The 11,653-nt window shown below is 57.3% G+C and carries 9 protein-coding genes and 4 tRNA genes; 8 read left to right on the top strand and 5 right to left on the bottom strand.

From position 1 onward, the window contains the following. Window positions 1-187: 187 nt before the first annotated feature. Both CUN63_RS04045 and CUN63_RS04040 read left to right on the top strand, forming a co-directional pair. Window positions 188-2,647 (top strand): EAL domain-containing protein, encoded by a 2,460-nt coding sequence (locus tag CUN63_RS04045; RefSeq protein WP_129437365.1) that lies wholly within the window; start codon window positions 188-190, stop codon window positions 2,645-2,647. A 78-nt stretch (window positions 2,648-2,725) separates the two neighbouring features. Then, a complete protein-coding gene (locus CUN63_RS04040) occupies window positions 2,726-3,487 on the top strand; it encodes a TenA family transcriptional regulator (RefSeq protein WP_371928211.1) in 762 nt (253 codons plus the stop codon). 85 nt (window positions 3,488-3,572) lie between these two features. Here the strand turns inward: CUN63_RS04040 and sugE are convergent, their stop codons facing one another. The 3 genes from sugE to rdgC form a co-directional block, all read right to left on the bottom strand. Then, window positions 3,573-3,887, bottom strand: a complete 315-nt coding sequence (sugE, locus tag CUN63_RS04035; protein ID WP_008151200.1) for a quaternary ammonium compound efflux SMR transporter SugE — start codon at window positions 3,885-3,887, stop codon at window positions 3,573-3,575. A gap of 119 nt (window positions 3,888-4,006) precedes the next feature. Further along, complete coding sequence (locus CUN63_RS04030) at window positions 4,007-4,972, bottom strand: bile acid:sodium symporter family protein (RefSeq protein WP_129437363.1); 966 nt, start codon at window positions 4,970-4,972, stop codon at window positions 4,007-4,009. 151 nt (window positions 4,973-5,123) lie between these two features. Further along, window positions 5,124-6,044, bottom strand: coding sequence for a recombination-associated protein RdgC (rdgC, locus tag CUN63_RS04025; RefSeq protein WP_046049133.1), 921 nt, complete (start codon window positions 6,042-6,044; stop codon window positions 5,124-5,126). Between the two features lie 160 nt (window positions 6,045-6,204). On the opposite strand from rdgC, the gene CUN63_RS04020 reads away from it, so the two are divergent. The 4 genes from CUN63_RS04020 to CUN63_RS04005 all read left to right on the top strand — a co-directional run bounded on the left by CUN63_RS04020 (window position 6,205) and on the right by CUN63_RS04005 (window position 6,747). Continuing rightward, window positions 6,205-6,280: transfer RNA gene (locus CUN63_RS04020), tRNA-Val, on the top strand. Between the two features lie 19 nt (window positions 6,281-6,299). After that, window positions 6,300-6,376 (top strand) — tRNA-Asp (locus CUN63_RS04015). A gap of 199 nt (window positions 6,377-6,575) precedes the next feature. Beyond that, window positions 6,576-6,651, top strand: a tRNA-Val gene (locus CUN63_RS04010). Window positions 6,652-6,670: 19 nt separating this feature from the next. Next, a tRNA-Asp gene (locus CUN63_RS04005) sits at window positions 6,671-6,747 on the top strand. A gap of 142 nt (window positions 6,748-6,889) precedes the next feature. On the opposite strand, the gene CUN63_RS04000 is transcribed toward CUN63_RS04005, so the two are convergent. Both CUN63_RS04000 and CUN63_RS03995 read right to left on the bottom strand, forming a co-directional pair. After that, on the bottom strand, window positions 6,890-8,023 hold the full coding sequence (locus CUN63_RS04000; protein ID WP_129437362.1) for a catalase family protein: 1,134 nt from the start codon (window positions 8,021-8,023) through the stop codon (window positions 6,890-6,892). Next, a complete protein-coding gene (locus CUN63_RS03995) occupies window positions 8,020-9,828 on the bottom strand; it encodes a di-heme-cytochrome C peroxidase (protein ID WP_129437361.1) in 1,809 nt (602 codons plus the stop codon). The genes CUN63_RS04000 and CUN63_RS03995 overlap by 4 nt, the downstream gene beginning before the upstream one ends. A 269-nt stretch (window positions 9,829-10,097) precedes the next feature. Between CUN63_RS03995 and CUN63_RS03990 the strand changes: the two genes are divergently transcribed. Both CUN63_RS03990 and CUN63_RS03985 read left to right on the top strand, forming a co-directional pair. After that, window positions 10,098-10,814: an FKBP-type peptidyl-prolyl cis-trans isomerase gene (locus CUN63_RS03990; protein ID WP_129437360.1), complete on the top strand. Its 717-nt coding sequence runs from the start codon at window positions 10,098-10,100 to the stop codon at window positions 10,812-10,814. A 294-nt stretch (window positions 10,815-11,108) separates the two neighbouring features. Next, entirely contained in the window at window positions 11,109-11,564 is a 456-nt protein-coding gene (locus tag CUN63_RS03985) for a YkvA family protein (RefSeq protein WP_129437359.1), read from the top strand. The last annotated feature ends 89 nt before the right edge of the window (window positions 11,565-11,653 follow it).

Raw genomic sequence — 11,653 nt, 5'->3', positions numbered from 1 at the left:
ACAAGTAGGGGAATCTTGGAGTGCCCAGTTAATCGATCTCGAAATCTGCTGTGGCTGTACATATATATGGTTGTGTTTAGAGTGTACCGAGGCTGATCCTCCGCTTGCCGGAACCGAGAACGCACCCTAGTCTAGCTGTAGCGATCACGGTGGATGATGATCTGGCAGTGCTAAAACAAGGGACCTCATGAATCAAGCGCGGACTCTCGGAACGCCACGGTTGTTGGGCATCGTCTGGCCATTTATTGCCGTCGTGTTATTTCAAGCCTTGCTGGGCGGTGTCAGCCTGTATGTTCTGTCGGCGGTTCGCGGCTACGTTGCCGGTGAAAGCCTGTGGTCCAAAGGCCAAAAAGACGCCATCTATTACCTCAATCTCTACGCCGACAACCGCGACGAGACGATTTTCCTCAAATACCAGAACGCCATTGCCGTACCGCAGGGGGGCCACGAGTTGCGTGTGGCGCTGGATCATCGGCCACCTAATATCGAAGCGGCACGGGTGGCGATCCTCAAGGGAGGTAACCACCCGGATGACGTCTCCAGTTTGATCTGGCTTTACCTCAATTTCCGGCACTTCAGTTACCTCGAAAAAGCTATCGACCTTTGGACGGTGGGCGACGCGTATCTGGTGCAACTCGATGAGGTTGCGAAGGAAATGCATCAGCACATACCTGTCAATCAGGCCGCCGAGGCTGACATCAAGCGCTGGAAAGACCAGATATTCGCCATCAACGAGGGTGTGACACCGGCGGCGAAAGCCTTCAGCGATGCCTTGGGCGAAGGTTCACGGGTGATCCTGCGGCTGCTGCTGGTGACCAACCTCGCCACCGCTCTGGGCTTGATTGCGCTGGCCTTGATGCGCACCCACAAACTGCTCAAGCACCGCAATGCGTTCGCCGAGGCCCTGCAGTTGGAGAAGGACCGGGCGCAGATCACCCTGCAATCGATTGGCGATGGCGTGATCACCACGAATGTCGACGGCGCGATCGCCTACATGAACCCGGCCGCCGAGGTGCTGACCCACTGGAAGGCCGAGCAGGCGACGGGTTTGCCGCTGGCGGCGCTGTTCAATCTGCTGGACGAGAACGCTCAGGCCGATGGCTTCACGTTGATCGAGCACATTTTGAGCGGACAACTCAGTGGAGGCAGCGAACACTCAAAACTGATCCAGCGCCTGGATGGCAGCACGGTTTCGGTCACCCTGGTCGGTGCGCCGATCCGCAACGCCGGCAAGGTCAGCGGTACCGTGCTGGTATTGCACGACATGACCCAGGAGCGGCAATACATTGCCAATCTGTCCTGGCAGGCGACCCATGACGCCTTGACCGGGCTCGCTAACCGCCGCGAGTTCGAATATCGCCTGGAACAGGCGCTGCACAACCTGACACGGCAGTCGGGGCGCCATGCCCTGATGTTCCTCGATCTGGATCAGTTCAAACTGGTCAACGATACCTGCGGCCATGCGGCGGGTGACGAGTTACTGCGGCATATCTGTGCTCTGTTGCAATCCGGTTTGCGCGAAGGCGATACCTTGGCCCGGTTGGGTGGCGACGAGTTTGGCATCCTGCTGGAGAACTGCGCTCCGGAAGCCGCCGAAAAAATCGCCGAAGGCCTGCGTCAGACCGTGCAGAACCTGCACTTCGTCTGGAAAGGCCGACCGTTCGTGACCACTGTGAGCATCGGGCTGGTTCACGTCACTCAGAATCCGACCACTCTCGAAGCCTCGCTGCGTGCTGCTGATATGGCTTGCTACATGGCAAAGGAGAAAGGCCGTAATCGGGTTCAGGTCTATCACGCCGATGATTCGGAACTGTCCCTGCGCTTCGGCGAGATGGCTTGGGTGCAGCGCTTGCACATGGCGCTGGAAGAAGACCGCTTCTGCCTGTACGCCCAGGAAATCGCGCCCCTTGGTCATATCGAGAAGGGCGGTGGACATATCGAAATTCTGTTGCGTCTGCATGACGAAGCCGGACGGATGATTCTGCCCGACAGCTTTATTCCGGCTGCCGAACGTTATGGTCTGATGACGTCCCTTGACCGCTGGGTTGTGCAGAACGTTTTCAAAGTCATTGCCCAATGTATAGCCGAACAGCGCAAAGGGCCGTTGGCCATGTGTGCGATTAATCTGTCAGGCACAACTATCGGAGATGAGGCGTTTCTGCACTTCCTGCGTGAACAGTTTGTTACTTACTCCATACCGCCTGAAATGATTTGTTTTGAAATCACTGAAACCAGTGCTATTTCCAATCTCGGAAGTGCAATCAGATTTATTAATGAACTCAAAGGTTTAGGTTGCCACTTTTCACTGGATGACTTTTGCGCCGGAATGTCCTCATTCGCCTACTTGAAACATTTGCCTGTAGACTTTCTGAAGATCGACGGGAGTTTCGTAAAGGATATGCTGGACGACCCGATTAACCGCGCCATGGTCGAAGTGATCAATCACATCGGTCATGTTATGGGTAAGCGTACGATTGCCGAGTTTGTTGAAACACCCCAGATCGAGCAGGCATTGCTGGAGATCGGGGTGGATTACGCTCAAGGGTATGTTATTGAACGCCCGCATTTGTTTACCTGCGACAGTTTACAAAGTCGTCCAGCCAGGCCTCAGCCTTTGTTATTCAAGGCGCCTGGCACGTTCCGTTGAAATCTCTTGCTGATCCTTATAATCACAATCAAAAGGAGCTCGACAGTGATCGACACATTCAACCGAACCGGACCACTCATGGAAGCTGCAAGTTATCCCGCCTGGGCTCAAAGCCTGATCCAGGATTGCAGCGAGAGCAAACACCGGGTTGTCGAACACGAACTGTATAAGCGTCTGCGTGATAACAAACTCAGTGCAAAGACCATGCGTCAGTACCTGATCGGTGGCTGGCCGGTAGTCGAACAGTTCGCGTTATATATGGCACAAAACCTGACCAAGACTCGCTTTGCCCGCCATCCAGGTGAAGACATGGCGCGTCGCTGGCTGATGCGTAACATACGCGTCGAATTGAACCATGCCGATTACTGGGTGCACTGGAGCCGTGCTCACGGTGTCAGCCTGGAAGATCTGCAAGCGCAAAAGGTTGCCCCTGAACTTCACGCCTTGAGCCACTGGTGCTGGCACACCAGTTCGTCGGATTCGCTGATCGTTGCCATTGCCGCCACCAACTACGCCATTGAAGGTGCGACCGGGGAGTGGTCGGCGCTGGTCTGTTCCAGTGGCGTCTACTCGGCATCATTCCCCGAGGAAGATCGCAAGCGGGCCATGAAGTGGTTAAAAATGCATGCCCAGTACGACGATGCCCATCCGTGGGAAGCCCTGGAAATTATCTGCACGCTGGCGGGCATGAACCCAAGCAAATCCCTGCAAGTGGAATTGCGTCAGGCCGTCTGCAAGAGCTACGACTACATGTTCCTGTTCCTGGAGCGCTGCATGCAGCTTGAGCATGCGGAAAAGGCTTTTGTCGCGCGTGGACGCATGGAGCTGGCCGAGAGCTGATCGTTTAATACACGCCATTGAAAAAGCCCGTTCCCCCTGTCTGTATCGAAAGGGGGGCGGGCTTTTTCGTAATGGCAGCAATCGGTCAGGCGCTGATCTTCAGCCCGACCAGCCCGGAAATGATCAGCGCCACACTGGCGAGCCTGAACAGCGCCATGGATTCACCGAACAGAATGATCCCGGCAATTACCGTCCCGACCGCACCGACACCCGTCCAGATCGCGTAGGCCGTGCCCAGCGGCAATTCCTTCATGGCAAGGCCCAGCAAGCCAAGGCTGATGGCCATGGCGGCAACGGTCAATGCGGTGGGGAGAGGGCGACTGAAGCCATCGGTGTATTTCAGGCCGACGGCCCAGCCAACTTCGAACAGGCCGGCGAAAAACAGAATGATCCAGGACATGAGAGACCTCCATCGATTGACGGGGTCGTCCCCAGATTAATGACTCGATCGAGCCGCGAGGTCGTCCTCGCGTTGCACAATAGAGTGCCCATCATTAACCCGGGGATCAAGTTTTCGGATCAGTCGATAGCCTGCTGAGCCGCTGTTTCCCGATCTTCTTTCTCACTCATCCGGCGGAAATACGTCGAGAGCAGCGCCCCGGAGATGTTGTGCCAGACGCTGAACAACGCACTCGGCACCGCCGCCAGCGGCGAGAAGTGCGCACTGGCCAGGGCCGCACCCAGCCCGGAGTTCTGCATGCCGACTTCCAGCGCCAGGGATTTACGCTGGGCCAGTGGCAACTTGAACAGCCTCCCGGTGAAGTAACCCAGCAGATAGCCGAAGCTGTTGTGCAGCATCACCACGGCCATGATCAACAGGCCGGATTCGGCGATCTTCGCCTGGCTGGCGGCCACCACCGCGGTGACGATGATCACGATGCTCACCACCGAGATCAGCGGCAGCACGTCCACCGCGTGGCGAACCCGATCACCCAGCAGGCGCTGGGCAACCACGCCAAGCACGATCGGCAACAGCACCACTTGCAGGATCGACCAGAACAACTCCATGAACGACACCGGCAACCAGGCTGAGGCCAACAACCAGATCAGCGCCGGGGTCAGCAGCGGAGCAAGGAGGGTGGTGACAGCGGCGATGGCTACCGACAGCGCCAGATCGCCGCGGGCCAGCCAGGTCATCACGTTCGACGAGGTGCCGCTAGGGCAGCAGCCGACCAGGATGACGCCGACAGCGATCTCCGGCGGCAAGTGGAAAGCCTGGCAAAGCAACCACGCCACACCGGGCATGATCACGAAATGCGCAACCACGCCCAGGGCCACGCGCCATGGATGGCGAGCGACTTCGGCGAAGTCTTCGAGTTTGAGGGTCAGGCCCATGCCGAACATCACCAGGCCCAACAGCGGCACGATCGCGCCCTTCAGGCCGATGAACCAGGTCGGTTGCAGGAACGCCACGACGGCGAAAATCAGTACCCAGTAAGCGAAGGTGTTGCCGACAAAACGACTCAATGCAGCCAGTGCACGCATGGCCTGATCCTTGTTATTCGTATTCGAAAATTACGCAGGCCCAATGTGGGAGCGGGCTTGCTCGCGAAGGCGTCCTGACAGTCAACATCATCGCTGAATGTCAGTCCCTATTCGCGAGCAAGCCCGCTCCCACATTAGCAATCACCAGCCTTTAGATCCCCTGCGGAGTCTCTTCACCGCCCAACGCTTCAACCAGCGCTGGCAGGAAGTCGCCGAAGGTCAGCATCATCAGGGTGAAGCTGGCGTCCAGTTGGCCGAGGGCTTCTTCGCCACCGTCCTGTTCCGCCTGGTCTTGCAGCAGGTCTTCGAACTTCAGGCGCTTGACCACCATCTTGTCGTCAAGCACGAAAGACAGCTTGTCTTGCCAGGCCAACGACAGCTGAGTGACCACTTTGCCGGTGCTCAGGTGCAGCTGGATTTCTTCGCTGGTCAGGTCCTGGCGCTTGCAACGCACGATGCCGCCGTCTTCGTGGGTATCACGCAGCTCGCACTCGTCCAGCACGAAGAAATCGTCCGCAGCTTTCTGGGTGGTGACCCATTCAGTCATGGTCGCGGTAGGGGACATCTTCACGGTCAGCGGACGTACCGGCAGCGTGCCGATGACTTCACGCAGGGTGGACAACAGGTCTTCGGCACGTTTCGGGCTGGCCGAGTTGACCAGGATCAGGCCCTGTTTCGGCGCGATGGCAGCGAAAGTCGACGAACGACGAATAAAGGCGCGCGGTAGGAAGGCCTGGATGATTTCATCCTTGATCTGATCGCGTTCCTTTTTGTAGACCTTGCGCATTTGTTCGGCTTCGATCTCTTCGACCTTTTCCTTCACCGCGTCACGCACGACGCTGCCCGGCAGAATGCGCTCTTCTTTACGCGCGGCGATCAGCAGGAAGTCGCCGCTGATGTGCACCAGCGGAGCATCTTCGCCCTTGCCGAATGGCGCGACGAAACCGTAGGTGGTCAACTCCTGGCTTGCACATGAACGCGCCAGTTTGGTGGCCAGTGCAGTTTCCAACGCCTCGGCATCAAAAGGCAGATCTTGGGTCAGGCGATAGATAAGCAGGTTTTTGAACCACATGGGGCGAGTCTCTCCTTTATACAAAGGGGGGCATTATTCTCTTCGCGGCGCCATAGGCCAACCCTTCTCTAAGCCTTTGGAAGGCCTGAAAAAATTAATTAAAAAAGTGCTTGCCAGAGATGTGGTCGCTCCGTAGAATGCGCGCCACACCGAAAGTGAAGGGTGATTAGCTCAGCTGGGAGAGCGTCTGCCTTACAAGCAGAATGTCGGCGGTTCGATCCCGTCATCACCCACCATTCGCTTCCAGTGTTACGCGCAGCGGTAGTTCAGTCGGTTAGAATACCGGCCTGTCACGCCGGGGGTCGCGGGTTCGAGTCCCGTCCGCTGCGCCATATTCGGTTATCTGGAACGCTGAACGCCAGGTCACCACGGAAAAGCCCGCTTAACGCGGGTTTTTTTCTGTCCAACGTTTGTAAGTTGTTCCTGCAGGTCGCGTCGTTTTATGGGTTTTCAGATTTTTTTGAAAATTATTCAATTAAATCAACACTTTATGAAAATCTGTGGCACAATGCGCCCCGCAACGAAGGTAAAGGGTGATTAGCTCAGCTGGGAGAGCGTCTGCCTTACAAGCAGAATGTCGGCGGTTCGATCCCGTCATCACCCACCACTTACTTTCAACGCTACGCGCAGCGGTAGTTCAGTCGGTTAGAATACCGGCCTGTCACGCCGGGGGTCGCGGGTTCGAGTCCCGTCCGCTGCGCCATATTCGGTCACCTGGAACGCTGAACGCCAGGTCACCACGGAAAGCCCGCTTAATGCGGGCTTTTTGCTGTCTGGGGTTTGGCTTCTGCCGAGGCTCCACCGAGAAAGCGACCTTTGGGTCGCTTTCTTTCGTGTGCGCCTTCTTATCGTTCGGCGTTGCGGCTGTGTCGGTAGTCGCTCACGGCTTCATACACGGCTTTGCGCAACCGGTTTATACCGCCAATAGGGCGATGAGCCTCAAGGCCAAACCATGGGTTGAACGACTGGTTATCGCATTGCACGTTCAGCGCAGGCGTATCGAAGTCCTGGGCGGGTACGTTGATGCGCGCTACGGTCTCGAACAGGGCATCGTTTTCCTGCCACTCAATGCTCGTGTCTTCGATCGGCATGTACTTGGCCGGGTCCTGGCGCTGTATCTGCAGGACGAAACAGGCCGGCATCCGGTCGGTCGACAGTTGCTGGTTCAGCGCATTGCGCAAAAAGTTCGGCAACTTCTGGTTTTGCGCAGGCAGGGTGTAAGTCGGGCAGTTTGCCGGATCGGGCATGACGCGGAACTTGGCATTGGCTTCGCCGAATTTGTAGGGCGAAACCGAAAAGTAAGTCGTCTGGGTCGGGCTTTCCGGGGCGGGTGAAAGTGTCGCCAGCGCGATAAACAGATGGCGAACCTGCCAGGTCCGTGGGTCCCAACCCGGAAAGAACGCCATCAGCTTCTTGCCGTCAGCCTGTGCGGCTACATTCTGACGGTACTCGGCGACATCGCTGACGAAGAAATTCGGATGGCTGAACATCACGAAGTCCTGTTCACCACGACTCTGTTGATCATGCAGCAGTTGTTTACCGGGCACATCGAGCAACTTGATCGCCATGCCCCGAGCATCGCGGATGCTGTCGAACTGCGGGTAGGCATTACCGTTGGACAGCCGCATCGTTGCTTGCCAGGTTTTGCCGGGTTCGCTGAACACACCCTGACGCAGTTCAACCGCCAGATCCGGCAGAACCTGAACCTCGGCCTTCACGCAGCCATGGGCCTTGGCATGGGCGTCGCGCAGGTAGCGGGTGCTTTCACGGTGCTGATCGACGATGCGCACGGCGGTCTGGATGATGTCTTGAGTCATCGCTGATTCGCCATCCGGAATCAGTTCTTCAGCCGAAACCGGGCCGCTGTGCTGCCAGGCGAACCACGCCGTGGCCAGTGCCCAGCCGAGCAATCCAAGGCCTAGCGACCACAGCAGGGTTTTGCCGAGAAAGGCGCCAAAACGCATCCAGAGTCTGCTCATGGCAATTGCGCCTCCAATGGACCGCCCAATACTTTCAGATACTCCAGCAGCGCCCAGCGCTCTTCCGGTTGCAGCAGGCGACCGATGACGCCGTTGCCACGCTTGCCTGCGCGGAATTCGTGGCCGCTGTTGTGATTGCCGGTGATGCGTGTGTCGAACATGAAGCCATTGGTGAAGGCCTCGGTGCGATAGCCGAGGTGCCTCGGGTCGTACTCGAAAGTGCCTTTATAGAAGGTGGTTGCGCGTTCATCCTGGGGCGAGAGCAACTGATAAATGCTCGGCACCGAACCGTTATGCAGAAATGGCGCGGTGGCCCAGACTCCCGCCAATGGTCGCGCCTTGTAGGCGCGCAATTCACGCACGCCAATCGGCAGGCCGAAACCATCCATGTCCGGTCGTTCGGCCGCAGGAATGTTTGCTTCACGGAAGGCCCGGTTTCCGACGAAAGCGGTGACGTAGGCCAACCCTTTAGCCGACGAGAGCTTGCTCAAATCCAGCGATTCAACGGGCGTCGGCTGCAATTGCACATCCAGCTGCGCCAGCTCTGCCGGGTCCCATTGCAACGCTGTGAGGTCGAAGCGATGGTCGGCGATGTTATTGGCCGCGCCCGGGTCTGTGCCGATGAACTCCACGGGCAGCATTTTCAGATGTTGCACCCAGCGCCCGTCGCTTTGGACCGATCGAGGTACATGGCAGCCGGCGCAGTTCTCGGTGAATAATTCGCGACCTTTTGCGGCCTGGGTTTTATCGATGGCGCCCAGCAGTTCTTCTGGCCAGGCTGGCGGTTTGAGCCGTTGCAGGGTTTGTTCGATCAGGTGCAGATCGCGTAAGCGGACACTGGACGGATAACGGGCGTCTCCTTTAAGCGGTTGGCCATTAGCGTCGAAGAAATTCAGCGTGGCACCCACACCCAAGGCCTCACCGATGTTGCGGGCCATTGGTTGCTGCGCCGAACCGTTCCACTGCACCCAGTCGAAGGTCCACATGTCCCACAGTTGCGGATAGTCGACCGGAGCGTTGGCCACACGGTAGTTGGCGGGGGAAATCGCATCGCCGAAACTGGCGTTGGCAATGCGCCCGAAAGCGTCGGTGCGGCCGGGGCCTTCTTCGGTGGGATAGAGCCCGCGATGGGTGTCGTTCCAGGCCACCTTCAAGAAGGTGTCGAGCGAGACTTTGACGTCTTTGCGCAGTTGTTGATGCCGGGCATCGTAGTCCTGGCCCAATACGTTGCGTGCGAAACGTTCGAATTTCCACGGGTTGTAGTAAGTCGACGTCAGGCTCGCTACCAGCGCTTGCCCGAAACTGCCGCCGCGCAACGTAGGAACGCTGGATGGCAGAACGTGCTGTGCAGAACCGCCATCGATGCGCACGGCCTGGCCGTTAAAGCGCAATTCACCGGTGTGACAGGCGGCGCAGGTAATGTCGAGAAACTCGTCCTGGCTTCCAGGGTTCTGATGACGGGCAAAGCCCACTGGCAGATTGCCGGGGTTGTTTGGTGTGGGTCTCTGGCTGGGGTCGATCAGAAAACCGAAGCGGGCGAGGTATTCGGGAGCGGCGAATCGCTGTTGCGAGAACGGTAATTCGAGGGCCTTGAACCAGTCATAGCGCAAGCCTTTGACCTGAGTACCCTGGGGCGTGAAGTAGTAAGTCTCGCGGTCGTTGGCGCTCCATTGCTCCAGGTAATGCACCTGCTGCACGGGTGACCAGGCCGGCAGTTTCGGGTTGGCGACGTAGTACAGAGCCACGGCGAGGCCCAGCCCCAACAGGACTGCGAACAGAACCAGCAAGCGAAAGAAGAGGCGCAAGATAAACATCCGTGTCGATTTGAAGCTCCCTTATGCCTCAGCACCTGAGGTGCGGCAAGTGGCCATTACGCCAGATGCTGGGGTTCTGCTATCGGTCTCTGTGAGCACAAGATGACAGAAGCTTCATCAGCCCAATCCCGAAATGCGTTAAAACACCTGAACTTATCAGATGTTTCCTGCTCTCATGCCGGTAGCCATTGGTCGTGGCCGCCTGATAAGCTCGCGGCTTTAATTCGATTGCCCTTTAGGCGCATGAACAAGGAAATAGCATGAAACAGCATCGGTTGGCGGCGGCGGTGGCCCTGGTTAGCCTGGTACTTGCGGGTTGTGATTCGCAGACCAGCGTAGAGCTGAAAACCCCGGCGCAAAAAGCTTCCTACGGGATTGGCCTGAACATGGGCAAGAGCCTGGCTCAGGAAGGCATGGATGATCTGGACTCCAAAGCCGTAGCCCAAGGCATCGAAGATGCCGTCGGCAAGAAAGAACAGAAGCTGAAGGATGACGAACTGGTCGAAGCCTTCGCAGCACTGCAAAAGCGTGCTGAAGAGCGTATGGCCAAAATGAGCGAAGAGTCGGCAGCTGGCGGCAAGAAATTCCTCGAAGACAACGCCAAGAAAGCCGGTGTAACCACCACCGCTTCGGGCCTGCAGTATGAAGTGGTCAAGAAAGCCGATGGCGCACAGCCTAAGCCGACCGACGTAGTGACCGTTCACTACACCGGCACCCTGACCAACGGCACCGTTTTCGACAGTTCCGTCGAGCGTGGCAGCCCGATCGATCTGCCGGTCAGCGGTGTGATTCCGGGTTGGGTCGAAGGCCTGCAACTGATGCACGTTGGCGAGAAGTACAAACTGTACATCCCTAGCGAACTGGCTTACGGCGCCCAAAGCCCAAGCCCGGCGATTCCAGCCAACTCGGTGCTGGTATTCGACCTGGAACTGCTGGCAATCAAGGATCCAGCAAAACAAGACGCCGCTACCAAGTAATCAGCGTCTGCTCTAAAAACAACGCCCCGCTTATGCGGGGCGTTGTTGCATCTGGCGTTCAGCGAAGGTAAACAAAGCGAACGGATGCTGTAGGCTGGAGTCATAGCCATTGAGGGCGCCCGCACTAGCCGCGCCAGAGCGCCAAGTCAATGATATCTTGGGTTTTTTTATGTGAGTAAAAAACGCCCGATCTGAGTTAAGCCCTTATGAAACGGGGCTTTCAGCCGTGAAAAGCAGCTCTGTTCACAAGGTTATCCACAATTTGTGTGGATAACATTTCAGTGGGAGGAAATGATGAAAACACCCTGGAGTTTCGCTCGTTTCCTGCCTCTGGCCGGACGCCTGCTGGCGCGTGGACGTTTGCCGACCTTACTCTTCGCGGTGGCCAGCAAAGGAGCCAGCCAGGGTAACCGGCTAGGCAAGCTCAAGGATGATCTACGCCTGTTGCAGGCACTCTGCCTGGCTTATTGGCGCGGTGAGTATCGGGCCATCAGCCCCAAAGCCCTGATATCGGTCGTGGCAGGCCTGATGTACTTCCTCAGTCCGGTGGATGCCATTCCTGATTTCATCCCAGTGTTCGGCATGCTCGATGACATCGCGGTGCTGGCCTGGCTGATGAAAGTTCTCGACGATGAACTCAACGCCTTCCGCGTCTGGCGCAAGCGTCAGTTGCCGGAAAAGCTTGCGGTGGTCGAACGCCTTCCCGATACCCCGGAACAACTTCAGCTTCAGGGGCCGAAAAAAAACTGAACTGATTCAATCTCATCCACAGATTGATACCCCCGCGACCTTGGCCGCTGTTAGGATTACACTTCTAGGGAAAAGTGCCGACTCGCTAA

The sequence above is a fragment of the Pseudomonas sp. ACM7 genome (assembly GCF_004136015.1).
Classification (GTDB): domain Bacteria; phylum Pseudomonadota; class Gammaproteobacteria; order Pseudomonadales; family Pseudomonadaceae; genus Aquipseudomonas; species Aquipseudomonas frigoris.
This window is presented reverse-complemented; position numbering and strand designations above follow the sequence as displayed.

Excerpts from the sequence above, each read along its gene's own strand:
- CUN63_RS04045 (WP_129437365.1), top strand. The coding sequence starts at position 188 with ATGAATCAAGCGCGGACTCTCGGAACGCCACGGTTGTTGGGCATCGTC.
- CUN63_RS04040 (WP_371928211.1), top strand. The coding sequence starts at position 2,726 with ATGGAAGCTGCAAGTTATCCCGCCTGGGCTCAAAGCCTGATCCAGGAT.
- sugE (WP_008151200.1), bottom strand. The coding sequence starts at position 3,887 with ATGTCCTGGATCATTCTGTTTTTCGCCGGCCTGTTCGAAGTTGGCTGG.
- CUN63_RS04030 (WP_129437363.1), bottom strand. The coding sequence starts at position 4,972 with ATGCGTGCACTGGCTGCATTGAGTCGTTTTGTCGGCAACACCTTCGCT.
- rdgC (WP_046049133.1), bottom strand. The coding sequence starts at position 6,044 with ATGTGGTTCAAAAACCTGCTTATCTATCGCCTGACCCAAGATCTGCCT.
- CUN63_RS04000 (WP_129437362.1), bottom strand. The coding sequence starts at position 8,023 with ATGAGCAGACTCTGGATGCGTTTTGGCGCCTTTCTCGGCAAAACCCTG.
- CUN63_RS03990 (WP_129437360.1), top strand. The coding sequence starts at position 10,098 with ATGAAACAGCATCGGTTGGCGGCGGCGGTGGCCCTGGTTAGCCTGGTA.
- CUN63_RS03985 (WP_129437359.1), top strand. The coding sequence starts at position 11,109 with ATGAAAACACCCTGGAGTTTCGCTCGTTTCCTGCCTCTGGCCGGACGC.